Below are 24,453 nucleotides of genomic sequence, written 5' to 3' on the forward strand. Positions count from 1 at the left end.
CATGCGGGCTCGCGCGGTGTTCACCGCCCTGTTACTGCTGGTCACGTGCGTGGCCTGCGGTCCGGGAACGGTCTCGCCCGGCGATTCGCTGGTCAAACGCGCGCGTGACGGTGACCACCTCACGATCGGGATCCGCTTCGACCAACCCGGCCTTTCGCAGCGCACGATCGACGGCCGGTTCGTGGGCTTCGACGTGGACGTCGCCAAGTTCGTGGCCGGTGAGCTGGGCGTGGACCCGGCCCACATCACGTGGCACGAGACCACGCCGGCCACGCGCGAGTCCGACCTCACCTCCGGCAGCGTCGACCTCGTGGTGGCCACGTACTCGATCACCGACAAACGCAAGCAGCTCGTGTCGTTCGCGGGGCCGTACTTCGTCACCGGCCAGGACCTGCTGGTGCGGCTCACGTCGTCGGACATCACCGGACCGGAGAGCCTCAACGGCCGACGGCTGTGCTCGGTCACCGGCTCGACGCCGGCGCAGCAGGTGCGGGACAAGTTCGCGCAGGCCGTGCAGCTCGTCGAGTACCCGCGTTACCCCGACTGCGTCACGGCCCTGCTCGCCGGCCAGGTCGACGCCGTGACCACCGACGCGGTGATCCTCGCCGGCTACGTCGCGCAGGACCCCGAGCTGCTGCGCGTGGTCGGGCACCCGTTCTCGACCGAGCGCTACGGCGTCGGCCTGCGCAAGGGCGACACCGAGGGCCGGCACGCCGTGGGCGACGCCATCCGCAAGATGGTCTCGGACGGCGACTGGCTGCGGTCGCTGCAGGCCAACATCGGCCCGTCGAACTACCCGCTGCCGAAGCCGCCGGAGATCACCGAGCAGTGAACCACCTGGAGAACCTGCCCGACCTGCCCGTTCGCGCGGTGCTGCCCGATGTGCTGGCGGCGCTCGCGGACCACGGCACCGCCGTGCTGGTCGCACCGCCCGGCACCGGCAAGACCACGCTCGTGCCGCTCGCGCTGGAGAACGGCGGCGGCCGCGTCGTGGTCGCCGAACCGCGCCGCCTGGCCGCCCGCGCCGCGGCTTCGCGGATGGCCGCGCTGCTGGGTGAACCGGTGGGCGAGACGGTCGGATACTCCGTGCGCGGCGATCGGAAGGTGTCTCCGCGCACGCGGATCGAGGTCGTGACGTCGGGCCTGCTCGTGCGGCGCGTGCAGAACGACCCCGAGCTGGGCGGCGTGTCGACGGTGCTGCTCGACGAGTGCCACGAACGCCATCTCGACGCCGACCTGCTGCTCGCCCTCCTGCTCGACGTCCGCGCCGGCCTGCGCGAAGACCTGCGCCTGCTCGCGACCTCGGCGACCGTCGCCGCGGGCCGGCTCGCCGAGCTGCTCGGCGACGCGCCGGTGGTGACCGCGCACGCCCGCACCTACCCCGTCGAGCTCACCTACCGCGCGCCCGCCCGCGGCGCGCGGATCGAGGCGGCGGTGGCGTCCGCAATCCGGCTGGCACTGTCCGAAGGGGACGGTGACGTGCTCGCGTTCCTGCCCGGGGCAGGGGAAATCGCGCGTACAGCCGCCCAGCTGCATTCACTCAACGCCGACGTGCTGCCGCTGCACGGCCGCCTCACCGCCGCCCGGCAGGACGAAGCGCTGCGGCCCCGCGACCGCAGGCGCGTGGTCCTGGCGACGGCCGTCGCGGAGTCGAGCCTGACCGTGCCCGGCGTGCGGTCCGTTGTGGACTCCGGGCTCGCCCGCGTGCCGCGAGTGGACCACCGGCGCGGCCTGGCCGGGCTGGCGACCGTGCGCGTGTCCGCGGCCGTCGCCGAGCAACGCGCCGGACGCGCGGGCCGCGAAGCACCCGGCCGCGCGTACCGCTGCTGGCCGGAGCACGAGCAGGCGACGCTGCCCGCGTACCCGGAGCCGGAGATCCGCACGGCCGAGCTCGCGCGGTTCGCGCTGGAGCTCGCGTGCTGGTCCACCCCGGACGGCAGTGGCCTGGCGTGGTGGGACCCGCCGGGCGAGGGCGCGCTGGCCGCCGCGCGCACGTTGCTGGTCACGCTGGGGGCGACGACCGCCGACGGCACCATCACCCCACGCGGTCGCCGGATGGCCGACCTCGGCCTGCACCCGCGGCTCGCCCGCGCGCTGCTCGACGGATCGGCCGCGGTGGGTGCGCGCGCGGCCGCCGAGGTCGTGGCCCTGCTCGACGCGGGCGCGCAGCTCACCGACGTCGAGGCCGAGCTGCGCCGCCTGCGCAGCGGCACGGACGACGCGGCCCGGCGGTGGAAAACGGAGGCCCGGCGACTGTCGGGCCTGGTCAAGTCCCCGGGCAGTGCCGGCAAACCCGACGCCGCGCTGGTCGTCGCCCTGGCCCACCCCGAACGGCTCGCGAGACGTCGGGCGGGCAGCGAGCCCGTGTACCTGATGGCCGGCGGCACCGCGGTGGAACTGCCCGCGGGCAGCGGCCTCGGCGACGCAGAGTGGCTGGCCGTCGGCGAGGCCACGCGCGACCCCGGCCGTGTGCAGGGCACGATCCGGCTCGCCGCTGTCGCCGACGAAACCCTTGCCGTGCGAGCCGCGCCCGCCCTGGTGTCCGAAGTGGACGAAGTCCGTTGGGACGGCGACGTGGTGGCCCGGCACGTCCGCCGCCTCGGCGCGATCGTGCTCGCCGAACGTCCGCTGCGCTCACCGCAACCCGGACTCGTGCACGAAGCCCTGGTCACCGGCCTGCGCGCCGAAGGCCTCGGCCTGCTGCGCTGGAGCGAAGACGGCCGGCGCCTGCGTGAGCGGATGGCGTTCCTGCACCGCGCGCTCGGCGCCCCGTGGCCGGCCGTGGACGACGACACCCTGTTGTCCGAAGTGGACGTCTGGCTCGACCTCTCCCGTGCCCGCCGCCGCGCGGACCTCGGTGCGGTCGACGCCGGCGGCGCCCTGCGCGGCCTGCTGCCCTGGCCCGAAGCCGCGCGCCTCGACGAGCTGGCACCCGACCGGCTCGAAGTCCCGTCCGGCTCGCACTACCGCGTGGACTACACCGGCGACCAGCCCGTGCTCGCGGTGAAGCTGCAGGAAACGTTCGGCTGGACCGCCACCCCGACCGTCGCCGACGGCCGGGTGCCCGTGCTGCTGCACCTGCTCTCCCCCGCCGGCCGGCCCGCCGCCGTGACGGCCGACCTGGAGTCGTTCTGGCGCACCGGGTACGCGGCCGTGCGCGCCGACCTGCGCGGCCGTTACCCGAAGCACCCCTGGCCCGAGGACCCGGCGACGGCCACGCCGACGCGCCACACCACCCGCCGGTCGCGCTGACCCCCGGTCGAAGGTCGGGGGTAGCGCGAGCCGGAAGTCCGATGTCCGCCGTGCCCCGCGGACCGCAGACTTCCTCCCCAAGGGATCGAACCCAGGGGAGGGCACATGATCACGCTTCGCGGACTGACGAAGCGCTACGGGGAGAAGACGGTCGTCGACGGGCTCACGTGCGTCGTCGCTCCCGGCAGCGTCACGGGGTTCCTCGGGCCCAACGGTTCGGGCAAGTCGACCACGATGCGCATGACGGTGGGCCTCGACCGGCCCACGGCAGGCAGCGTGCTGGTGCACGGCAAGCCGTACGCCGAGCTCAAGCACCCGCTGCGCGAGGGCGGCGCGCTGCTCGAAGCGAAGGCGCTGCACCCGGGCCGCAGCGCCGGGCGCCACCTGCTCGCGATGGCGCACAGCAACGGCATTCCCGCTTCGCGCGTCGAGGAGGTGCTCGCGACGGTCGGGCTCACCGACGTGGCGGGCAAGCGGGCCGGGCAGTTCTCGCTCGGCATGGGGCAGCGGCTGGGGATCGCGGCGGCGCTGCTCGGCGACCCCGGCGTGCTGATGTTCGATGAGCCGGTGAACGGCCTCGACCCCGACGGCGTGCGCTGGGTGCGCCAGCTCATGCGCTCGCTCGCCGCGGAGGGCCGCACGGTGTTCGTGTCGAGCCACCTGATGAGCGAGATGCAGCTGACGGCCGACCACCTCGTGGTGATCGGCAAGGGAAAGCTGCTGGCCGACGCGCCCGTCGACGAGTTCATCGCCGGCAACTCGCTCAGCTCGGTTTCGGTGCGCGTGCCGACGCCGGTCGAGCGGGACACGCTGGCGCGGCACCTGCTCACGCGCGGTGCTGCGGTGGAACCCGGTGAGGCCGACGAGCTGGTGGTGACCGGCACCGACGTCGGGGCGGTCGGCGACCTCGCCCACGAGCTGGGCGTGCGGCTGCACGGCCTCGGTGAGCGAACGGCTTCGCTGGAGCAGGCCTACCTGGAACTGACCGCTTCGTCGGTGGAATACGGGGGGCCGGCATGACGACCACGCAGGTACGCGCGGGCGGCGAACTTTCGGGGGCCGTCGCGGCGGAGTGGACGAAGTTCTGGTCGGTGCGCAGCACGTGGTGGAGCCTCGCCGGCGGCGTGCTGGTGATGCTCTTCTACAGCGGAGTTTCCGGTCTGTCACAACGGTTCGGCGACACCGAGCCACCACAGGGCCCGCACGACATCGTGGTCAACGGCTCGATCTACCTCACCGAGTTCTGCGTGATCGCGGTGGCCACGTTGTTCGTGACGAGCGAGTACGCCAGCGGCAGCATCCGCTCGACGCTGCAGTGGGTGCCGGTGCGCTCGACCGTGACACTCGCGAAGGCGGCCGTGCTGTTACCGGTGCTGTTCGCGTACGGCGTGGTGGTGGCGCTGCTCGGCATGGCGACCGCGGCGGTGCCGATGCCGGGCGCGGCCCTGACGACGACGTTCGGCGAAGGGTTCGCGGCGGCCGCGGGCATGGGGGCGTTCTTCGCGCTGCTGGGAGTGCTGTGCGCGGGCATCGGGTTCGCGCTGCGCAGCGCGGCGGGAACGATCGTGGTGACGATGGTGCTGCTGCTGCCGTTGCCGATGCTGCTTTCCGCCTACGTGGCGCCGGAGATCATGAACTACTCCCCGGCGTTCGCGGGCCTCAACGGAATGGTGCCCGCGGGGGAGACGAACCCGTTGCTGGGTGGGATTTCGCCGTACTCGCCGTGGGTGGGGGTGCTGATCTGCCTGGCGTGGGCGGCGGCGGGGTTGTTCCTGGGCACTTCGGTGCTGAAGCGGCGGGACGCCTGATTCGGGTTCGCGTTCGGTTTCGTGCAGGGGCCTCTTTCGAGGGCCCCTTCACTGCACGCTGGGGATGCCGAGCCCGTTGAGGACGGCGCGGGCGCCTTCGGCGAGCTCCTCCTTGTCCGGCGGATTTGTCGATCCGGTGCCCGCGAGGGCGTCGAAGATCGAGCCGTCGAGCCAGTTGAGGAGCACGCGAGCGTGGCGCTGCGGGTTCGTCGACCCGGCGGCGCCGAGGAGCGCGACGCAGAGCTCGCGAATTTCGAGGCCGCCGGCGTCGTAGGCCGCGCGCAGCTCCGGGCGGCGGGTGGCTTCGAGAGCGAACTCGTAACGGGCGAGCATGCGGGAGCGGCCGACGGTGATGGCGGCGTGGATGGTCGAGGCGAGGACCTCGGCGATGTCCTTCGCTGCCGGATCGATGTCCGACTGGTCGAGCTCCACTATGCGTTTGATCGCGAGCTCCAGCAGCGCGGCCCGGGTGCGGGCGTAGTACGACGTCGAGCCTGCCGGCAGCCCCGCGGCCCGGTCGACGGCCCGGTGGGTGAGCCCCCGCATGCCGTCGGCCGCGATCACCTCGATGGCCGCGTCGCCGATCGCCGAAATCCTGTCCACGATCATCACACTACAGGTGTAGAGTCCTCTACAAACGTAGAGGAGCGGTCATGGGGCAACGGCACGCAGTCGTGATCGGCGGGGGCATCGTGGGGCTGAGCGCGGCCGTCGGGCTGCACCGCACCGGCTGGCGGGTGACGGTCTACGAGCGGGCGCCGGAGTTCTCGGCCATCGGCGCGGGGATCTCGATCTGGCCCAACGCGCAGCGGGCGCTGGCAGAGCTGGGCGTGGACGCGCCGCTGCAACCCCAGCGCGACGGCACCCTGTTCGACCAGCACGGCCGCCGGCTGGCGACGTGGAGTCAGGACGCCTACGTGCGGCGCTACGGCCTGCCACTCGCCGCGATCCACCGCGCGGACCTGATTGCCGCGCTGTGCACCCAGCTGCCTTCGTCAAGCCTGCACACAGGTGTCGACGTGCTCTCGGCGACTCCGGGCGGCCTGGTGACGCACGCGTCCGGCGCCGTGCGCGCGGACCTGGTGGTCGCCGCCGACGGCATCCACAGCCCGATCCGCACCTCGCTGTACCCCCGGCCGCACGTGGCCTACAGCCGCGGCACGGCCTTCCGCGGCGTTGCCGAACTGCCCGGCACCGAGCTGAGTCTGCAGTGGGGCCGCGGCACCGAAATCGGCGCCCTCCCCCTGCGCGACGGCCGTGTCTACTGGTGGATCGCCGAGGCCCGTCAGGAAGGCATCCGCCACGCCGACCCACGCGCCTACCTGCTCTCGCGCTACGGCTCCTGGCACGTCCCGATCCCGACCCTCATCGCCTCCTCACCCGAGGTGCTGCACCACGACCTGCGCCACCTGGCCGCCCCGCTGCCCTCCTACGCCCACAACCGCCTCGCCCTCCTCGGCGACGCCGCCCACGCCATGCCGCCCTACCTCGGCCAGGGCGGCTGCCAGGGCATCGAGGACGCGGTCGTGCTGGCGGCCTGTTTGGCCGCCGGCGACGACGTGGCCGCGGGCGTGCGTGAGTACGACGCGTTGCGCCGCCCGCGGAGCCAGCGCGTCTGGCGGACGTCGATTCGGGCGGGGTCAATGGGGCCACTGCTGCGTAACCCCGTCGGCGCCGCCGTGCGCACCGCGGTGCTGCGGCTGGCCCCGCCGTCTGTGATGGCGCGGGCGGAGAGCTGGATCAACGACTGGCGGCCGCCGCGCCTGCCCCGGACCACCACTGCCTCCGGTCACTCGTGAGATGCGGGCGCTCCTGGGCGCCACATTGCTCACGCCCCCGTCGGCCGGCGGTGGGGGGCAGCTGAACCGCCCGCATGTGGCGTTCGGTGCGCTCAACGCACCGAATGCCGCGTTGGGTGCGCTCAACGCAACCAACGCCACATGGGGGCGGTGCGAGTGGCCGGTGCGGGGACGCGGAGCCGCGTCTCGCCGACCGGCCGGGCGATCAGCGGCTCGGCTCCTCGGATTCTCCCCCGACCAACCCGGCCTCGTAAGCCGTGATCGCCGCCTGGACGCGGTTGCGGGCACCCAGGCGGGTGAGGATCGTGCTGACGTGGGCTTTGACCGTGCCCTCGACGACGAACATCCGCGAAGCGATGTCCGCGTTGGACAGTCCGGTCGCCAAGTGCGTGAGGACTTCGCGTTCGCGGGCCGTCAGAGCGGCGATGCGGTCGCGGGCCGCCGCGCCGCGGGTGAGGGCGCCGCCGGAGAGGCGGGCGATGACGCGGGACGCGACTTTCGGGGAGAGGAACGCGGCGCCGTCCGCGACGGCGTGGATGCCGGAGAGCAGCTCGCGGGGGTCGCCGGCCTTCAGCAAAAACCCGCTGGCGCCGAAGCCCAGCGCGCGTTCGATGTAGGCGTCTTCGCCGAACGTCGTCAGGATGATCACGCCGACCTCCGGCAGCACGCGGCGGATCTCGGCGCCCGCGGCGAGGCCGTCGAGCACCGGCATGCGGATGTCGAGCAGCACCACGTCAGGGCGGGTGGCCAGCGCCTGGGCGACGGCTTCGCGGCCGTCCGCGGCCTCGGCGACGACCTCGATGCCGGCGTCAGCCGCCAGGATCGCCGCGACGCCCGCGCGGATCATGGCCTCGTCGTCGGCCAGCAGCACCCGGATCACGGTTCGTCCTCACTGTAGAGATCCTTCGTCACGAGCCGGTCGCCCTCGAAGCAGAGCCGGACCGCCGCGTAGCGCACGTTCCACCAGCTGCGCGAAGTGCCGTAGTACTCGCACGTGCTGCCCGCAGGCTTCGGCGGCTTACCGTACTGCGGTTTCGACAGCCGTTGCTGCGAAGGCAGCAGCGGCTGCAGCGACGCCCGCGTCGACCCCAGCTGGATCTGCTGGTAGACGCCAGTCGACACCTGCGAGCCGTACCACTGCACGAGGAACGCCACGCCGCTGCCGCCGATCACCAGGCCGAACAACGCCAGCGGGATCACGATCGCCTGCACCAGGCTGCGCCGCACGTCGCGCCGCGCCAGCTCCCACTCGCGCGCCGACTCGGACTGCTCGACGTCGGCGCCGGCCTCGGAAGCGGGCCCCGGAGCGGCGTCGTGCGGCAGCGTGGCCACGACCCCGAAGCCACCGCCCGCATCAGGCCCCGCTCGCAGAGCACCCCCGACCAGCCGGACCCGTTCGCGCAGCCCGATCAGTCCACGCTTGCCCGACGTCCCCGGCAACGGACCCGCGGGCGGGCGCGCGTTCACCACGCGGATCTCCGTGCTCGCCGGGGTGCTGAGCACCCGCACGGTCACGGCCGCGCCCGGCGCGTGCTTGGCGACGTTCGTCACCGCCTCCTGCACCACGCGGTACGCCGCCCGCGCGACCATCGGCGGCGCCGCCTCGAGACTGTCCACTTGCGACTCCACCAGCAGCCCCGACGCGCGGGCCCGCTCCAGCAGCTCCCCCAGGTCACCCTGCACGGGCTCGATCGGCGCCGCGTCCTCCCGCAGCACGCCGATGATCTCGCGCAGCCGCTCGGTCGCCGTCGCGGCGTTGGCACGCAGGTCGCCGGCCGCGGCGCGCTGCGTGTCGTCGAGACCACCCGCCACTTCGAGGGCCGCGGCGCGCACGGCGATGAGGCTCAGCTCGTGGCCCAGGGAATCGTGCATGTCGCTGGCGATCCGCGCACGTTCCCGCAGGCGGGCCTGGTCGGCGACGAGCTGCTGGCGGCTCTCCATCTCCTCCGCCCGCCGCCACCCCGCGCGCGCCAGCTCGCGCCGCAGCCGCACGTGGCGCCCCAGCAGCCACGGCGCCACCCCCGCGAACGCGAGCACCCCGAGCATCGCGCCCCACGCCCCGAACCCGGCCGAGGGCAGCACCAGCGCCAGGGGCAGCCCGGCCAGCGCGATGGCCGAACACGTGAGCACGGCCACCCGGACCTGCGTCATCCGCAGGCCGGCGAGGTACCCCAGGGTGACCATGAGGAAGACCTCCCACACGGCCACGCGCCCGCCCCAGCCGAACGCCACCACCACGGCCGTGGCCATCGTGACGATCAGCGACACCGCCGGCAGCCGGCGCCACACCGCGACCGACACGGTGGTGGCGGCCAGCCCGGAGATCAGCTCCCACGGGTTGGGGTTGTTCGAGGCATCGATCGCGACGACACCGGACAGGAAGAATCAGAGCAGGACGTCGAGCACCACCCGCCACCTGCGCCTAATCACCTCCAACATGGGCGCTGACGCTGCAAGGCCCGCGGCGGCGGCCACCACTGTCGAAAGTCAACCGCTGAGGCATGATGGCTCACCATGGCTGAGCGCACACTCGCCGAGCAGCTCGGCGGCCCCCTGCCCGAAGGCATCGAAGCCCTGCCCGAAGACGCGCGGCGGGACCTCGCCGCCGCGTTGCGCGCCGCGCGGCACCGGCAGGCCAAGGCCCTCGCCCAGGCGGGCGAGGACGGCCTCAAGTACGTGCCGGCGCTCCTGCGCGGCGCCGTCCGCAAGGCGGTCGGGCTGTGAACCCGGAGATCCTCAAGCTGGCGCGCGTGCTCGACGTCGAGCCCGAACGGCTGGCCTACCTCGCCGACGTGGACGTCGCCGACCTGCAGCTGTTCCGCGAACAGGTGACGACCACGCTGTTCGACGCGAACCTCGTGGTGCTCGAACGCATGGCGCTGGCCAGCCGGCTGCTACCCGCCCCCGTGATCGCGAAGATCGCCGAGAAGGTGTTCGGACCACTGCTGTGCGCTCGGATCGCCGGCCTGGTGGACGTCTCGCGCGGCGTGGACGTCGCGAAACGCCTGCCGCCGAAGTTCCTCGCGTCGGTGGCGGCGGAGCTGGACCCGCGGCGAGCGACGTCGATCATCACGCGCATCCCGCTCGACACCGTGGTCGCGGTGGCCGCGGAGCTCACTCGGCGGGAGGACTGGATCACACTCGGCCGGTTCGTCGGGCACCTGCCGGACCCGACCGTCCGGCGTAGCCTCGCCGTGCTCGAAGACGCCGCGCTGCTGCGCACCGCGTACGTGCTGGACGACAAAACGCGCATCGACCACGTGATGGGCCTGCTGCCCGAGGGCCGGCTACCGCGGCTGATCCGCGCAGCCGGCGCCGACGAATCGCTGTGGGAGCCGGCGCTCGACGTGTTGGCCAACCTGGGAAAAGCTCGCCGGGAAACGGTACTCCCGCTTCTCGACGAGCTGCCGGACGAACTACGCGGCCGTGCTCAGGCCGCGATCAAATAGATCCCGTACGCGACCACCGCGGTGCAGACGACGAAGCACACGATGGAGCCGGTGAACTGCGCGACGCCGGAGCCGCCTTGTTCGCGGGCCGTTTCGCGTGCCGAAAGCCCGCGGACGCCGTAGGCGAACAGCACGGTGAGCACCACCGCCGCGGCCAGCGCGACGACGAAGACGGTGCCGAGGGCACCCCAGTCGATGTCCATGTCCGCTCCCTCAGGCCGCGACCGGAGCGGCCTTGGCGGCGTCCGGCTCGTCGTTGACGGTGTTGGCGCTCACCGGGTTGCGGCGTGACGCGAGCCAGATGCCCAGCGCCACGAGCACCCCGAAAGCGCCCATGAGGATCGTGCCCCAGCTACCGCGGGTCGAGACCGCCGCCGCGATGGCGCCGACGATGGCGGCCGCCGGCAGCGTCAGCACCCACGCGATGACCATCTTGCCCGCGACGCCCCAGCGGACCTCCGCGAGCTTGCGGCCGAGCCCCGAGCCGATGATGCCGCCCGAGGTGACGTGGGTCGTCGACAGCGCGAAGCCGAGGTGCGACGACGCCAGGATCACGGCCGCGGAACTGGTCTCCGCGGCGAAGCCCTGCGGTGTCTGGATCTCGGTGAGCTTCTTGCCCATGGTCTGGATGATGCGCCAGCCGCCGAGGTACGTACCGGCCGCGATCGCGAGGCCGCACGCCCCGATGACCCACAGCGGCGGGTTCGAACCCGGCGCGAGCGTGCCACCGGCGATGAGCGTCAGCGTGATGACACCCATGGTTTTCTGCGCGTCGTTGGTGCCGTGGGCGAGCGAGACGAGGCTGGCTGAGAGGACCTGGCCGGTCTTGAAGCCCTTGCCCACCACGTCTTCCTTGGTCTTGTCGGTGATGCGGTAGGTCAGGAACGTGCCGACGAGCGCCACTATCCCGGCCACGATCGGCGACACGACCGCGGGGATCAGCACCTTCTCGACGACCTTGCCGAAGTGCACGGCGTCCGCGCCCGAAGCGATCCACGTCGCGCCGATCAGACCGCCGAACAGGGCGTGCGAGGAGCTCGAGGGCAGGCCGACGAGCCACGTGACGAGGTTCCAGATGATGGCGCCGACGAGCCCCGCGAAAATCACCACCGGGGTGACCTTCGTGTCGTCGACGATGCCGCCGGAAATCGTTTTCGCGACCTCGATCGACAGGAACGCCCCGACCAGGTTCAGCACGGCCGAAATGGCGACCGCCATTCTGGGCTTGAGAGCTCCCGTGGCAATGGAAGTGGCCATGGCGTTGGCCGTGTCGTGGAACCCGTTGGTGAAGTCGAAGGCGAGTGCCGCGACGATCACCACCAGGACAATGAGGGAAAAGTCCATGGGCGTTTCTCCGGCTCGGTGGTCGTGCTGTTCAAAAGCTACCCATCAACCGAGCGGGGCCTAATCTCGTACGAGTGGCCTTCGGTTGAACTCTGCGTAAACGAGGGCGCGCGCGGGCAGGTCCATTTCCCGCGTTCACCTGGTGGTCAACGGATCGACTAGCCAGGTTGGGCGGATCCGTGTTTGCGCTTTTAATTCTTTGTGCCGGAATTATGCGGTTCGGGGTGGTGCCGGCCCTACCATGAATACTCCGGTGCAGCCCAGTGCTTCTGCCCGCGACCGCCTGCGACGGTGGTGGTCACACGGCGATAGGGGCCGCCCGGATGACCGCCACAGCAAGCACTTCCACTTCCAGCACCGTGGACCGTCACCTCGGCTGGGCGCTCGCCGCGGCTGTCGCGTCCGGCGTGCTGATCCACTTCGGGCTGGGGTTCGAACCTGCCGCCGTGCTGGCGTGGCTGGCGCCGCTGCCCGTGCTTCTGCTCGCGCCGCGCACGGGCGCGTGGGTGGCGGGCGCGGCAGCGTTCCTCGCCTACCTGGGCGGGAGCGCCGGCAGCTGGCACTACTTCCTGAACTCGCAGTCGGTACCGGTGCCGGGCGCGCTGGCGATCCTGCTGGGGTCGCCGGTGCTGTTCGCGGCGATGGTGGCGCTCTTCCGCCGCCTCGTAGGGATGGGCCGGCCGGTGCTCGCGACCGTCGCGGCACCCGCGGTCTGGACCGCGGTGCTCTACGGCGTTTCAGTGGCCAACCCGTTCGGCGTGATGGGGACGTTCATGACCAGTCAGGGCGACCAGCCCGACGTGCTACGCCTCGCGTCGGTGCTCGGCGGGTGGGGTGTGGAGTACCTCGTGCTGCTGGCGCCGACGGCGCTCGCCGCGGTGCTCGCGCCCGGTGTCCGGCCTTCGGCACGGGCCGGCATCACAGTGGTGACGGCCGCGGCGGTCGGCGGCGCATCGGCTTTCGGTGCGACGCCCGCTGCGGCTTCCGTGGGCCAGGTGCGCGTCGCCGTGATGGCTCGCAGTGAGCAGACGTGGGCGGCGGATCCGGAATCTCCTGCCGGCGGGCGCGTTCTCAAGTCCTATGTAGACGCTCTCACCGCGTTGCCGGCCGACGTCCGCGTCGCCGTGCTGCCGGAGGCCGCGTTCGGCACCGAGCGCGCCCGGCTGGCCGGCCTCACCGGACCGTTGGCCGACGTCGCCCGCGCCAAGAATCTCCACGTCGTGACCGGCGCGATCGTGAAGGATCCGGGTCACGCGGCCTACAACACCGCCCTCGACGTGCCCCCGGCCGGCCCGACCGTCGAATACCGCAAGTGGCGCAACGGTTTCTCGCCCCTCACGGCCGGCCATGACCTCGCCCACCTCGCGGGGCAGCCCATCGGCCTCGAGGTCTGCATGGACGTCAACGGCCCGCCCCCGACCCGCGACTACGCCCGCGCCGGCACCGGCCTGGTCCTGATCCCCGCATCGGACGAGGATGTCGACGGCTGGCAACACAGCCGCACCGCCCTGCTCCGTGGGGTCGAGCACGGCGTGTCGGTGGCCTGGAGCGCCGCCCGCGGCAACTCGATCCTCAGCGACCCCCGCGGCCACGTCCTCGCCCAGACGCGCACTGGTGCGGCCCCGATGGCCGCCACCGTCGCCGACGTCCCCCTTGGCACGGGCGACACGCTCTACAGCCGCTTCGGTGACTGGTTCGCCTGGCTCTGCTCCCTCGCCGCTGTAGCCGGGCTCGCCATCACCCGTGCCCGCGCCGCTCGCCGTTGAGGGCAGCGACCGGGCCCCGGCCGGCACTGCGTGCCACGAACATCACGGCTTGCGGTGGGAACGTCAACTTCGAGGGCACTGGTACCGCGGCGTCTCCGACGACGAGTACACCGTCCCCCGCCGGCCCCATCACGGTGTCGACGCTGTACGTGTGGGGCGGTCAGGACACCAAGCTCGTCCGCACGGCCGCCACGAACGCCGCGGAGTTCGTGGACGCCGCCTACCGCTTCGAGGTGTTCGAGGTCGCCGGCCACTGCCTGCCGGACGACGCGGCCGACCGCGTCCACCCGCACCTGTCCGCGGACAGCTGAGCCGGCTGAGCCCTTCACCCCATCCGCTCACCTCGCCGCCACACCGCGTGCGTGAGCGGTACGCCCGGCCGGTAGGCCAGGTGCGTCACCGAAGGCGCTTCGAGCACGTGCACGTCGGCCCGCGCGCCCGGCCGGAGGTAGCCGACGTCGTCGCGCCGCAGCGCCCGCGCGCCCCCGGCCGTCGCCGACCACACGGCTTCCGCGACCGTCATCCGCATCTGCAGCACGGCCGTGGTCACGCAGAACGCCATCGACGTGGTGTACGAGCTGCCCGGGTTCGCGTTGCTGGCCAGCGCGACCGTCGCGCCCGCGTCGAGCAGCCGCCGCGCCGGAGCCAGCGATTGCCTTGTCGACAAATCGCACGCCGGCAGCAGCGTCGCCACCGTGTCCGACGCCGCCAGCGCCTCGACGTCCTCGTCGCTCAGGTACGTGCAGTGATCCACGCTCGCCGCACCCAGCTGCACTGCGAGCCGCACCCCCGGGCCCTCACCGAGCTGGTTGCCGTGCACCCGCAGCCCCAGGCCCCGTTCGGCCGCCGCCTTGAGCACCCGCGCCGACTGGGCCTCGTCGAACGCTCCCGTCTCGCAGAACACGTCGGCCCACCGCACGTGCGGAGCCACCGCGTCGAGCATCTCGCCGCACACAAGGTCCACATAGGACTCTGCGTCGGCACCCGGCGGCACGAGGTGCGCGCCGAGGTAGGTGACCTCGTCGGCCACCGTCGCCGCGATCCGGGCCGAGCGGGCCTCGTCGGCCACGGTCAGCCCGTACCCGGTCTTGGTTTCCAGGCAGGTGGTGCCCTGCGCGGCCGCCTCCTCGACGTGCCGGCGCAGATTCGCCGCGAGCTGCTCGTCGGAGGCCTCCCGCGTCGCCCGGACCGTGACGGCGATGCCGCCTGCGGTGTAAGGCTTCCCGGCCATCCGCGCCTCGAACTCCGCCGTGCGGTCGCCGGCGAACACGAGGTGCGTGTGGCTGTCGACCCAGCCGGGCAGCACCGCGCGCCCCTCGACGTCCACGCGCTCGTCGGCCGCCGGCGCCCGCTCAGCCGGCCCGGCCCACGCGACGGCGCCGCCGTCGAGCACCAGCGCCGCATCGTGCAGCTGGCCTAGCTCGGGGTCGTTGGTGGTGAGCTCGCCGATTCCCGTGATCAGAATTGCCACAGCGCCTCGATCTCCTCGGCCAGTACGGTTTCCGGTCGCTCCACCAGCATGTGCGCGCCGTCGCGCACCACGTCCCGACCCGCCACCACGACGTGGCGCACGTCCGCAGCACCCGCCGCGAACACCACCCCGGACGGCTCGATCCCCGCCGTCCGCACGGAGTCCAGCGCCACCGTCACCAGGTCCGCCCCGGCACCGACGGCCAGCCACCCCACCTCCGGCCACCCGACGGACGCGTGGTCGGTCCCCGCCGCCAGCAGCTCCTCCGCGGCGAACCGGCCGCGTTCCTCGCTGGCCAGACGGTCGTCCAGCTCCAGCGCGCGGGACTCCTCGAACGCGTCGACCACCGCGTTGCTGTCACTGCCGACACCCAGCCGCACGCCCGCGTCGAGCAGCTGCCGCGCGGGGCCGATGCCGTCGCCGAGGTCGCGCTCGGTCGTCGGACAGAAGCACACGGCGGACCGCGCGTCACCCAGCCACTTCACGTCCTGGTCCGTCAGGTGCGTCGCGTGGACGGCGACCAGCCGCTCGCCCAGCACACCGTGCTCCTGCAGCAACCCGGTCGGCGTCCGGCCGTACGCCGCCTCGCACTGCTCGTTCTCCGCGCGCTGCTCGGACAGGTGGATGTGCAGCGGCCGGTCGCCGGGAACACCCTGGTTCACGGTCGACAAATCGTCCGCCGGCACCGCCCGCACGGAGTGAACGGCCCCGCCGAGGCGGAACAGCTCGTCCTCGACCAGCGACGCCACCCGCGAAACCCACTTCTCGGCCGAACCGTCGGAAAACCGCTGCTGCACCTCGTCCGGCGGCACGCCGATCCCGCCCGCGAGGTAACACGTGTCCAGCAGCGTCAGCCGGATCCCCGCGTCCCGCGCCGCCTCGCGCAACGCGTCGCCCATCGCGTTCGGCGACGCGTACGCCTTGCCGCCCGGCGCGTGGTGCAGGTAGTGGAACTCGCCGACGCTCGTGTACCCGCCGAGCACCATCTCCGCGTAGACACCGCGTGCGAGCCGGTAGTACGCGTCCGGGTCGAGGCGCGCGGCCAGCGAGTACATCCGTTCACGCCAGGTCCAGAACGTACCCCGCTCGTGGTGCGTCCGGCCCCGCAACGCGCGGTGGAACGCGTGCGAGTGCCCGTTGGCGAACCCCGGGAGCGTGAGCCCGGCGAGGACGGTCCCGGACCTCGGCGTGCCCGAGGTGACCGAGGCGATCCGCCCGTCGCGCACCACGAGCAGCACGGCCTCGGCGATCCCGTCGGGCAGCCAGGCCCGTTCGCACCAGTACGTGGTCATGCCGCCAGCCGCTCCAGCACCTCGGCCAGCGCCCGCGCGCCGGCCTCCACGTCGTCGGCCTCGGCGAACTCCTCCGGTGAGTGGCTGATGCCGGTGGGGTTGCGCACGTAGAGCATCCCGGCGGGCACGAACCCGGCCAGGATGGCGGCGTCGTGGCCCGCGCCGGTCGGCAGCTCGGGCACCTCGCCGAGCCACTTCCCCAGGTCACGCCGCAGTTTTTCGTCGAACGCCACGTCGCCGGAGTACGACTCGCGCGTGACGGTCAGCGAGCAGCCCTCCGCCTCCGCCGCGGCCCGCGCCGCCTGCGAAATGTCCTCGACCAGCTCCGGCGTCACCGTGCCGGGCACGCGCGCGTCGAGCCACAAGTCCACAGTGGACGCGATGACGTTCGTGCCACCCGGCGTCGGCACGAGCCGGCCGACGGTCGCCCGGGCATCCGCCCGCGTCTTCGCCAGCCGCCGCACCGCCACGACGGTCTCGGCCGCGGGCAGCATCGGGTCCACGCGGTCGGCGATCAGCGTCGCACCGGCGTGGTTTCCCTGGCCCGCGAACGAGAACCGCCACCGCCCGTGGGCGATCACCGTGCTGCCCACCGCCACCGCCGAACCGAGATCGATGAGGCCGCGGCCCTGCTCCACGTGCAGCTCCAGGAACCGGCCGATGAGACCCAGGCGGTCGGGCTCCGCGCCGATCCGGTCCACGTCGAGACCGGACTTCGCGGCCGCCTCCCAGAACGTGACGCCGTCCGGGTCGCGCAGCGCTCGCGCTTTGTCGGCGTCGATCGTGCCGGTCATCAGCCGCGAACCGAGGCACGGTACGCCGAACCGGCCGCCCTCCTCCTCGGCAAACACGACCACGGCGAACGGCTTCGTGGGCCGGAACCCCTTGCTCTGCAACGCTTCCACGGCCGCCAGCGCGCTCGTCACACCGAGCGGGCCGTCGAACGCGCCTCCACCGGGCACCGAGTCGAGGTGACTGCCGGTCACCACGGCGTCCGGCCCCGGTGCGCCCCACCAGGCCCAGAGGTTGCCGTTGCGGTCGGTCTCGACGTCCAGGCCCAGCCGCTGCGCGCGCTCGACGAACCACGTGCGCAGATCGTGTTCGGGCGCATCGAACGCGTGCCGCGAGTAGCCGCCGCGCTTCGCGTCACGCCCGACGTCGGCGATCTCGCCGAGCAGCCCCGAAGCGCTCACGCGTTGTCCCGCATGGGAATGCGCACGCCACGCTCGTCGGCGACCTCGGCCGCGTGGTCGTAACCGGCGTCGACGTGGCGGATCACGCCCATGCCCGGGTCGTTGGTGAGCACGCGCTCGAGCTTCTGCGCGGCCAGCGCCGTGCCGTCGGCCACGCTGACCTGGCCCGCGTGGATCGAGCGCCCCATGCCGACGCCACCGCCGTGGTGGATCGACACCCAGCTCGCACCCGACGCGGTGTTGACCAGCGCGTTGAGCAGCGGCCAGTCGGCAATCGCGTCGGACCCGTCGGCCATGGCCTCGGTCTCGCGGTAGGGCGAGGCGACGCTGCCGGAGTCGAGGTGGTCGCGCCCGATCACCACGGGCGCCTTGAGCTCGCCACTGGCCACCATCTCGTTGAACCGCAGGCCCGCGAGGTGGCGCTCGCCGTAACCGAGCCAGCAGATCCGCGCCGGCAGGCCCTGGAACGCCACGCGCTCGCCGGCCATCTTGATCCAGCGGGCCAGGGACTCGTTCTCCGGGAACAGCTCCAGCATCGCGCGGTCGGTGGCCGCGATGTCCTCGGGGTCGCCCGAGAGCGCCGCCCAGCGGAACGGGCCGTTGCCCTCGCAGAACAGCGGGCGGATGTAGGCGGGCACGAAGCCCGGGAAGTCGAATGCGCGCTCGCAGCCGCCGAGCTTGGCCTCGCCGCGCAGGGAGTTGCCGTAGTCGAAGACCTCGGCGCCTGCATCGAGGAAGCCGAGCATCGCGTTCACGTGGTCGGCCATCGACTCGCGCGAGCGGTCGGTGAACTCGTCGGGCTTCTTGGCCGCGTAGTCGCGCCAGTCGTCCACGCTGACCCCCTTGGGCAGGTAGGACAGCGGGTCGTGCGCCGAGGTCTGGTCGGTGACGATGTCGACCTCGACGCCGCGGCGTAGCAGCTCCGGCAGTACCTCGGCAGCATTGCCGACCACGGCCACCGACAGCGGCCGGCGTTCCTTCTTCGCGGTGGTGACGCGCTGGATCGCGTCGTCAAGGTCGTCGGCCACCTCGTCGAGGTAGCGCGTCTCGACGCGGCGGTGCGCGCGCTGCGGATCGCATTCGACGACGAGTGCCACGCCGTCGTTCATGGTCACGGCGAGCGGCTGCGCGCCACCCATGCCGCCGAGGCCCGCGGTCACGGTGAGCGTGCCGCGCAGGGTGCCGCCGAACTTCTTCTTCGCCACGGCGGCGAACGTCTCGTACGTGCCCTGCAGGATGCCCTGCGTGCCGATGTAGATCCACGAGCCGGCCGTCATCTGGCCGTACATCGTGAGGCCCTGCTGCTCCAGGCGGCGGAACTCGGGCCAGGTCGCCCAGTCGCCCACCAGGTTCGAGTTCGCGATCAGCACGCGCGGCGCCCACTCGTGCGTGCGGAACACGCCGACCGGCTTGCCCGACTGCACGAGCAACGTCTCGTCATGGTCCAAAGTGGTCAGCTCACGCGTGATCGCGTCGAAGCTCGGCCAGTTGCGGGCGGCTTTGCCGGTGCCGCCGTAGACGACCAGGTCCTCGGGCCGCTCGGCGACCTCGGGGTCGAGGTTGTTGTGGAACATCCGCAGCGCGGCTTCCGTCTGCCACGACTTCGCGGTGAGCTGGGTGCCGCGAGCGGCACGGACGGTGCGAGACATTCTCAGACCTCCAGACGGGCGGCGGCCAGAACGGCGCCGGAGCGGACGAGTTCTTCGGCGGCCGCGATCTCGGGCGCCAGGTGCCGGTCGGGACCGGGGCCCTCGACCTTCGTGCGGAGCAGGTCGCGCACCGCGCCGGTGACCGGCGACGACTCCAGCGGGGCACGGAAGTCGAGCGCGCGGGCGGCGGTGAGCAGCTCGATCGCCAGCACCGTGTTCAGGCCTTCGACGGCCTTGCGCAGCTTGCGCGCCGCGGACCAGCCCATGGACACGTGGTCCTCCTGCATCGCGCTGCTCGGGATGGAGTCGACCGACGCCGGCACCGCGAGCCGCTTGAGTTCGCTGACCACCGCGGCCTGCGTGTACTGCGCGATCATGTGCCCGGAATCGACACCCGGGTCGTGCGCGAGGAACGGCGGCAGGCCGGCCGAACGCGCCTTGTCGAGCATCCGGTCGGTGCGCCGCTCGGCGATGCCGGCGACGTCGGCGACCGGGATCGCGAGGAAGTCGAGCACGTAGGCCACGGGCGCGCCGTGGAAGTTGCCGTTGGACTCGACGCGGCCGTCGGGCAGCACCACGGGGTTGTCCACAGCGGACCGCAGCTCGCGATCGGCTACGAGCTCGGCGTGCGCGAGCGTGTCGCGCGCGGCGCCGTGGACCTGCGGGGCGCAGCGCAGCGAGTACGCGTCCTGCACGCGGTTGCAGTCGGGCCCGCGGTGGCTTTCGACGATCTTCGACCCTTGCAGCGCCGCGAACATCCGCGCCGCGCTGGCCGCCTGGCCGGGATGCGGCCGTAGTGCCTGCAGGTCGGCGGCGAAGGCCCGGTCGGTGCCCAGCAGCGCCTCGACGCTCATCGCCGCGGTGAGGTCCGCGACATCCAGCAGGTTGTGCAGGTCGGCGGCCGCGAGCAGCAGCATGCCGAGCATGCCGTCGGTGCCGTTGGTGAGCGCCAGGCCTTCCTTCTCGGCCAGCACGACGGGCGTGATGCCGGCCGCGCGCAGGGCGTCGGCGGCGGGCTTGCGCTCGCCCTCATGGTCCACCTCGCCTTCGCCCATCAGCGCGAGCGCGATCGCCGCCAGCGGTGCGAGGTCACCCGAGCAGCCCAGCGAGCCGTACTCGTGGACAACCGGCGTGATCCCCGCGTTGAGCAGACCCGCAAGCGCTTGCGCCGTCTCCGGGCGCACGCCGGTGTAGCCGCTCGCGAGCGTGCGCAGGCGCAGCAGCATCAGCGAGCGCACGACCTCCGTCTCCACCGCCGGCCCCGCGCCCGCGGCGTGCGAGCGGATGAGGCTGCGTTGCAGCGCGGTGCGGCTCTCCACGGGGATGTGGCGCGTCGCGAGCGCGCCGAAGCCCGTCGAGACGCCATACGTGGGCGAGGTCGCGTGGGCGAGGTCCTCGATGTGCTGGCGGGTGGCGGCGAGGTTCTTCTCGGCCGCCTCGGTGAGCCCGACGTGCGCGTGTCCGCGGACGACGTCGACGACGTCGGCCGCGGTCATCGGCTTCGAGCCCAAGAGCACTGGTTCCGGCATGTCAGCCATTGAAACAACGATCAGCGCCCGGGCGGGAGAGCGGAGTTGGCGGTAGCGTCTGGTATCCAAGACATAGCGAGGTTGGAGCTTCGCTGCGTGGCACGAGTGTCCCGCTCGTGCCCTTCGTTCGGAAAGTGGGCCCAGTGGAAACGTCTTCGCTCGGTGACACCGGGGTCGAAGTCACCCGGTTCGTCTACGGCGCCGGTTCGATCGGGGGCATCGGCGGTGCGGCGACCACTCGGGGGTTGGGGATCGACAGCGCGGACGGGCTGCGCCGGCTCAACGAGGCCTACGACCTGGGGATTCGCACCATCGACACCGCCGACAGCTACGGAGGTGGCGAGAGCGAGCGCACGGTCGGGCGCTGGCTGGCCGAGCAGCCGCGGGACGACGTGGTCGTGCTGACCAAGGTCGGCGGCATAGTGCGGCCCGACCAGACTGACGTCGACCTGTCCGGGCCCCACGTCGAACGGCAGCTCGCGGAGAGCATCCGGCGCCTGGGCTGCGTTGACCTCTACCTCTCCCACGCGCCCGATCCGCGAACGCCGATCGAGGAGACGCTCACCGCGTTCGCCGCCGCGCGGGAAGCGGGATTGATCCGCGCCTACGGCGTCAGCAACGTCGATGCAGGGCTCCTGGACGCCATCCTGGACGTCGCCGCGAAGAGGTCGCTGCCTCGCCCGGCGTGCGTCCAGAATGGACTCAGTCTGCTCAACCGCGCGGACGAACGCGACCTGCTGCCGCTGGCCGCGGCGGAGGGCATCGGGTACCTGGCCTACTCACCCCTCGCGGGCGGCGTGCTCTCCGACCGGTACCTCGACGGAACCGCGCCCGGGCCCGGGAGTCGCATCGCCCTCGCCGGGGACCGGTACTACGCGGGCATGCACTCGGCGGAGAACCTCATCCGGGTCGGCGCGCTGCGGGATCTCGCACGGGACAACGGAATCAGCACGGCCGGGTTGGCGCTCGCCTGGCTGCTGGCGCATCCCGCGGTGACCGCGCCAGTCGTCTCGCCCAGCGCCGAGACCCAGTGGCAGGCGATCCGCGAGGCCGTCGGCGCGGACCTCGACGACACCCTGTTCGCCGCGGTCTCGGCCGTCTTCAGCGGACACCCGTAACCGTTCGGAAGGAGCCAGGTGAACAGTTCGGACGTTCCCGCCCTGCGCAACGGCCTCGCCGTGCTGCGGCTGCTCGCGGGCCACGCCGGTCCGGTGTCCGCGGCGACCGTCGCGCGGGACCTGCACCTGCCCCGTTCGACGACGTACCACCTGCTCAACGAACTCGTCGCCGCCGGTTTCGTCGCCCACCTGCCGGCCGAGCGCCGCTACGGCCTCGGGATCGCCGCGTTCGAGCTCGGGTCGGCGTACTTGCGCCACGACCCGCTCGAACGGCTGGCCGCGCCGCTGCTGCGCAAGCTCGTGGACCGCGTCGGCCACACCGCGCACCTGGGTGTGTTGCACGGGAACGAGTCGCTGTACCTGATCAAGGAGCGGCCGGCGCGGCCGGAAACCCTGGTCACCGACGTCGGTGTGCGGCTGCCCGGGCAGCTCACGGCGTCGGGGCGGGCGATCCTGAACCACCTGCCGGCGGCTCACGTCCGCGCGCTGTTCCCGACCGCGGCGTCGTTCGTGCTGCGGACTCGGCGTGGGCCGGATTCGCTGGCCGCCCTGCGCCGGACGTTGGCCGCGGAACAGCGGCTGGGCTGGGCGGTCGAGGACGGTCACGTGACGGACGGATTCGCTTCCGTTGCCGCCCCTGTGTTCGACCACGGGGCGCGGCCGATGGCGGCGATTTCGGTGACACTGCGGCATCTCTGCCCCGACGACGGGCCGTGCGGTGAGACCTTTCCGGAGTTCGCGGCGGCGGTTGCCGAGACGGCCGCGCAGCTCACCAGCCGGATCGGGGGCACGAAGCCGCAGTGAAAAGGCCCGCTTCGCAGATGGCGAAGCGGGCCTTTCGTCGTGTGGGTCAGCGGTGTGAAGAAATCACCATCGCGGAGGTGCCACCCCGGCGGACCGGTTCACCGGCCGCCAGGATCTTGCCGCCCGGCTTGAACTCCAGCCCGGCCGCGACACCGATGGAACTGACCTGGCTGAAGCTTTGCCCCAGCGCTTCGAGCCCCTTCGTGGTGGGCAGCGCGAGGAAGGCCGGCTCCGCGTCGGACGTCTTCGCGTTGCGCTGCGACGCACGCGGCGCGGCGATCGCTTCCGGCAGGCTCATGCCGAGGTCGAGGCGGTTGACCAGGACCTGCAGCACCGTCGTGATGATCGTGGCGCCGCCCGGGGAACCGACGGCGAGCACGGGCTTGCCGTCCTTGAGCACGATCGTCGGGGACATGCTCGAGCGCGGACGCTTGCCGCCGGCCGGCAGGTTGGGGTCGGGCGCGGTGCCCTGGGTGGGCGTGAAGTTGAAGTCCGTGAGCTCGTTGTTGAGCAGGAAGCCGCGACCGGAGACGGTGATGCCGCTGCCGGCGAGCTGCTCGATCGTGTTGGTGTAGGAGACGACGTTGCCCCACTTGTCGCTGACGACGAAGTGGTTGGTGTGCTGCTCGTTGCTGTCGGACGAAGCGGCGGGCGCGGTGGTGCAGCCGCCCTTGTGCGAGTACGGGTCACCGGGCGCGACGGGGCTCTGACCGGCTTTGTCCGGGTCGATCTGGCACGCGCGCGTGGCCGCGAACTGCTTCGACAGGAGCTGCTGCTGCGGGACCTTCACGTACCGGGAGTCGCCGATGTAGCGGTTGCGGTCGGCGAACGCGAGGCGGCTGGCCTCCAGGTAGTGGTGCAGCGCCTGCGTGCGGTCCATCTTGGACAGGTTGTAGTTGCCCAGGATGTTCAGCGACTCCCCGACGGTGATGCCGCCGCTGGAGGACGGGGCCATGCCGTAGACGTCGTAGCCGCGGTAGTTCACGCGCGTCGGCGAGCCGTCGAGCGCGCGGTAGGCGCGCAGGTCCGACAGCTGCATCGGGCCGGACAACGGCTTGATCGGCGCGCCCTTGGCGAGCGGCGGGTTCTGCACGGTCTTGACGACGTCGCCGCCCACGGAACCGCCGTAGAACGCGCCGATGCCCTGGCGGCTGATCTGGCGGTAGGTGTCGGCGAGGTCCGGGTTGCGGAACACGGAACCGACCTTCGGTACGTCGCCGCCCGGCAGGAACAGCGCGGCGCTCGGCGCGAAGTGCGACAGCTTGTCCTTGACCGAGGCCGTCTCGGCGGCGAACTCGGGGTTCACCACGAAGCCACGCTCCGCCACCTGCACGGCCGGCTTGAGGTTGTCGGCAAGGCTGAACTTGCCCCAGCGCTGCAGCGCGCGCTGCCACGTGGCGAGCATGCCGGGCACGCCGACGGACCGGCCGCTCTCGACGGCGGTCTCGAAGTCGTAGGCCTTGCCGGTGGCCGGGTCGATGAACATGTCGGTCCCGTCGGCGGCCGGCGTGGTCTCGCGGCCGTCGATGGTGGAGACGCGCTTGGTCTTGGCGTCGTAGTAGACGAAGTAGCCGCCACCACCGGGCCCGGCGACGTACGGATCGGTCACCCCGAGCGTCGCGCCCACGGCGACCGCGGCGTCGGCCGCCGTGCCCCCCTTGCGCAACACGTCGATGCCCGCCTGGGTGGACTCGACGGTGTCCGAGACGACCGCCCCGCCGTACCCCTCGGCGACCGGCTGTTTGCCCCCTTGCTGGGCCTGTGCCGCGGGCACCACGGTGCCCGCGGCGACCCCGAGGGCCAGCAGAACGATGAGTGTTCGACGACGGCGCATGGCACTCCCTTTCTCAGACCACCAACGGCCTTCCGGGACTCTCGACGAGGTACGGACCACACCGTGCGCTCGCCGGTGAGCTTCGTGGTCGGAGGTTTACCACCCGGTGGGGTTCGACTGGAAGCTGACTTGAGGCGGATTTAGG

Annotated in this window: 22 protein-coding genes; 11 read left to right on the forward strand and 11 right to left on the reverse strand. The window is 72.2% G+C overall.

Annotated features, from left to right (window positions below):
• Position 1 precedes the first annotated feature (1 nt).
• From AB0F91_RS35440 to AB0F91_RS35455, 4 genes are all read left to right on the forward strand, one after another.
• Positions 2-832 (forward strand): glutamate ABC transporter substrate-binding protein, encoded by an 831-nt coding sequence (locus tag AB0F91_RS35440; protein ID WP_360604787.1) that lies wholly within the window; start codon positions 2-4, stop codon positions 830-832.
• Positions 829-3,252 (forward strand): ATP-dependent helicase HrpB, encoded by a 2,424-nt coding sequence (hrpB, locus tag AB0F91_RS35445; RefSeq protein WP_360604789.1) that lies wholly within the window; start codon positions 829-831, stop codon positions 3,250-3,252. Before AB0F91_RS35440 ends, hrpB begins: the two co-directional genes overlap by 4 nt.
• A gap of 105 nt (positions 3,253-3,357) precedes the next feature.
• Positions 3,358-4,272 (forward strand): ATP-binding cassette domain-containing protein, encoded by a 915-nt coding sequence (locus tag AB0F91_RS35450; protein WP_360604791.1) that lies wholly within the window; start codon positions 3,358-3,360, stop codon positions 4,270-4,272.
• Positions 4,269-5,060 (forward strand): ABC transporter permease, encoded by a 792-nt coding sequence (locus AB0F91_RS35455; RefSeq protein ID WP_360604793.1) that lies wholly within the window; start codon positions 4,269-4,271, stop codon positions 5,058-5,060. Before AB0F91_RS35450 ends, AB0F91_RS35455 begins: the two co-directional genes overlap by 4 nt.
• 48 nt (positions 5,061-5,108) lie before the next feature.
• On the opposite strand, the gene AB0F91_RS35460 is transcribed toward AB0F91_RS35455, so the two are convergent.
• Entirely contained in the window at positions 5,109-5,663 is a 555-nt protein-coding gene (locus AB0F91_RS35460) for a TetR/AcrR family transcriptional regulator (protein ID WP_360604795.1), read from the reverse strand.
• Positions 5,664-5,713: 50 nt separating this feature from the next.
• Here AB0F91_RS35460 and AB0F91_RS35465 point away from each other — a divergent pair, with 50 nt between their 5' ends.
• Positions 5,714-6,859, forward strand: coding sequence for an FAD-dependent oxidoreductase (locus AB0F91_RS35465; RefSeq protein WP_360604797.1), 1,146 nt, complete (start codon positions 5,714-5,716; stop codon positions 6,857-6,859).
• A gap of 205 nt (positions 6,860-7,064) precedes the next feature.
• On the opposite strand, the gene AB0F91_RS35470 is transcribed toward AB0F91_RS35465, so the two are convergent.
• Together AB0F91_RS35470 and AB0F91_RS35475 are read right to left on the reverse strand one after the other, a co-directional pair.
• Entirely contained in the window at positions 7,065-7,739 is a 675-nt protein-coding gene (locus tag AB0F91_RS35470) for a response regulator transcription factor (protein WP_360604799.1), read from the reverse strand.
• Entirely contained in the window at positions 7,736-9,160 is a 1,425-nt protein-coding gene (locus tag AB0F91_RS35475) for a histidine kinase (protein ID WP_360604801.1), read from the reverse strand. Before AB0F91_RS35475 ends, AB0F91_RS35470 begins: the two co-directional genes overlap by 4 nt.
• A 213-nt stretch (positions 9,161-9,373) precedes the next feature.
• Here AB0F91_RS35475 and AB0F91_RS35480 point away from each other — a divergent pair, with 213 nt between their 5' ends.
• Positions 9,374-9,583, forward strand: a complete 210-nt coding sequence (locus AB0F91_RS35480) for a hypothetical protein (RefSeq protein WP_360604803.1) — start codon at positions 9,374-9,376, stop codon at positions 9,581-9,583.
• Positions 9,580-10,308: a hypothetical protein gene (locus AB0F91_RS35485; protein WP_360604805.1), complete on the forward strand. Its 729-nt coding sequence runs from the start codon at positions 9,580-9,582 to the stop codon at positions 10,306-10,308. The genes AB0F91_RS35480 and AB0F91_RS35485 overlap by 4 nt, the downstream gene beginning before the upstream one ends.
• Here AB0F91_RS35485 and AB0F91_RS35490 read toward each other — a convergent pair.
• Together AB0F91_RS35490 and AB0F91_RS35495 are read right to left on the reverse strand one after the other, a co-directional pair.
• A complete protein-coding gene (locus tag AB0F91_RS35490) occupies positions 10,290-10,511 on the reverse strand; it encodes a hypothetical protein (RefSeq protein ID WP_360604807.1) in 222 nt (73 codons plus the stop codon). The genes AB0F91_RS35485 and AB0F91_RS35490 overlap by 19 nt on opposite strands.
• A 10-nt stretch (positions 10,512-10,521) precedes the next feature.
• Entirely contained in the window at positions 10,522-11,652 is a 1,131-nt protein-coding gene (locus AB0F91_RS35495; RefSeq protein ID WP_360604809.1) for an inorganic phosphate transporter, read from the reverse strand.
• Positions 11,653-11,975: 323 nt separating this feature from the next.
• Here AB0F91_RS35495 and AB0F91_RS35500 point away from each other — a divergent pair, with 323 nt between their 5' ends.
• Both AB0F91_RS35500 and AB0F91_RS35505 read left to right on the forward strand, forming a co-directional pair.
• Positions 11,976-13,418 carry a nitrilase-related carbon-nitrogen hydrolase gene (locus tag AB0F91_RS35500; protein ID WP_360604811.1) on the forward strand — a complete coding sequence of 481 codons (1,443 nt, stop codon included), beginning with the start codon at positions 11,976-11,978 and terminating at the stop codon, positions 13,416-13,418.
• A 134-nt stretch (positions 13,419-13,552) separates the two neighbouring features.
• Positions 13,553-13,729 (forward strand): alpha/beta hydrolase, encoded by a 177-nt coding sequence (locus tag AB0F91_RS35505; RefSeq protein ID WP_360604813.1) that lies wholly within the window; start codon positions 13,553-13,555, stop codon positions 13,727-13,729.
• Positions 13,730-13,743: 14 nt separating this feature from the next.
• On the opposite strand, the gene hutI is transcribed toward AB0F91_RS35505, so the two are convergent.
• Genes hutI through hutH form a run of 5 tightly spaced genes read right to left on the reverse strand, consistent with a single transcriptional unit; the run spans position 13,744 to position 20,552 of the window.
• Complete coding sequence (gene hutI, locus AB0F91_RS35510) at positions 13,744-14,889, reverse strand: imidazolonepropionase (RefSeq protein WP_360604815.1); 1,146 nt, start codon at positions 14,887-14,889, stop codon at positions 13,744-13,746.
• Positions 14,877-16,181: a formimidoylglutamate deiminase gene (locus AB0F91_RS35515; RefSeq protein ID WP_360604817.1), complete on the reverse strand. Its 1,305-nt coding sequence runs from the start codon at positions 16,179-16,181 to the stop codon at positions 14,877-14,879. Before AB0F91_RS35515 ends, hutI begins: the two co-directional genes overlap by 13 nt.
• On the reverse strand, positions 16,178-17,374 hold the full coding sequence (locus AB0F91_RS35520) for an allantoate amidohydrolase (RefSeq protein WP_360604819.1): 1,197 nt from the start codon (positions 17,372-17,374) through the stop codon (positions 16,178-16,180). The genes AB0F91_RS35515 and AB0F91_RS35520 overlap by 4 nt, the downstream gene beginning before the upstream one ends.
• Positions 17,371-19,023: a urocanate hydratase gene (gene hutU, locus AB0F91_RS35525; RefSeq protein WP_360604821.1), complete on the reverse strand. Its 1,653-nt coding sequence runs from the start codon at positions 19,021-19,023 to the stop codon at positions 17,371-17,373. The genes AB0F91_RS35520 and hutU overlap by 4 nt, the downstream gene beginning before the upstream one ends.
• A gap of 2 nt (positions 19,024-19,025) precedes the next feature.
• Positions 19,026-20,552 carry a histidine ammonia-lyase gene (hutH, locus tag AB0F91_RS35530; RefSeq protein ID WP_360604823.1) on the reverse strand — a complete coding sequence of 509 codons (1,527 nt, stop codon included), beginning with the start codon at positions 20,550-20,552 and terminating at the stop codon, positions 19,026-19,028.
• Between the two features lie 143 nt (positions 20,553-20,695).
• Here hutH and AB0F91_RS35535 point away from each other — a divergent pair, with 143 nt between their 5' ends.
• Entirely contained in the window at positions 20,696-21,670 is a 975-nt protein-coding gene (locus tag AB0F91_RS35535) for an aldo/keto reductase (RefSeq protein WP_360604825.1), read from the forward strand.
• An 18-nt stretch (positions 21,671-21,688) separates the two neighbouring features.
• Entirely contained in the window at positions 21,689-22,474 is a 786-nt protein-coding gene (locus tag AB0F91_RS35540) for an IclR family transcriptional regulator (RefSeq protein WP_360604827.1), read from the forward strand.
• A 46-nt stretch (positions 22,475-22,520) separates the two neighbouring features.
• Here the strand turns inward: AB0F91_RS35540 and ggt are convergent, their stop codons facing one another.
• On the reverse strand, positions 22,521-24,308 hold the full coding sequence (ggt, locus tag AB0F91_RS35545; protein ID WP_360604829.1) for a gamma-glutamyltransferase: 1,788 nt from the start codon (positions 24,306-24,308) through the stop codon (positions 22,521-22,523).
• Between the last annotated feature and the right edge of the window lie 145 nt (positions 24,309-24,453).

It is taken from the genome of Amycolatopsis sp. NPDC023774 (genome assembly GCF_040639695.1).
GTDB lineage: Bacteria > Actinomycetota > Actinomycetes > Mycobacteriales > Pseudonocardiaceae > Amycolatopsis.